Below are 523 nucleotides of genomic sequence, written 5' to 3'. Positions count from 1 at the left end.
TGATTAAACAACGATTGCATGTGTTAAATCATATTGTTTGGGCTAAGCCGAGCGGTATGTATATGAGACATTGCAAAGAAAAGTTGCGCAGTTATGCCCCGCAAACTGAGAGAGTTATTTTTGCTCAACATTATAATGCAGATGGTTACGCAAAAGGTCTCGTCGGTTATGATCAAAAGAAAGAACAAGCTAAAAGAAATACTTTTGCACCGCTAATTGATTATTTCAAGAAAGCAAAATCCGACTTAAATGTATCTGCAAAAGAAATAAATAAAGCAACAGAGACTCAAATGTGCAGCCATTGGTTTAGTGAGAGTCAATGGAAGTTACCGACGAAAGAGCAGTACGAAAAACTTCAAGTACTATTTGCTAGATATGCAAATAGTGAGCTTAATCCATTATACCGTGATTACGAATGTGTAAAACACGAAATGCAAGGATTACATGTAGATTATGACGAATTAAAAAAAGAGTTTGAGTTATCTAGACGATATTTTAGCGTTAATGCTGACGTTCAATATAC

At 35.2% G+C, this 523-nt stretch carries 1 protein-coding gene; it reads left to right on the top strand.

Annotation, left to right across the window (positions count from 1 at the left end):
* Positions 1 to 20 precede the first annotated feature (20 nt).
* On the top strand, positions 21 to 523 hold a 503-nt coding region (locus ND16A_RS15140), incomplete at its 3' end, for a hypothetical protein (RefSeq protein WP_235281970.1).

The organism is Thalassotalea sp. ND16A (assembly GCF_000764205.1).
GTDB lineage: Bacteria > Pseudomonadota > Gammaproteobacteria > Enterobacterales > Alteromonadaceae > Thalassotalea_A.
Note: the sequence above shows the minus strand (reverse complement) of the source record. Positions and strands in the feature narration are given on the sequence as shown.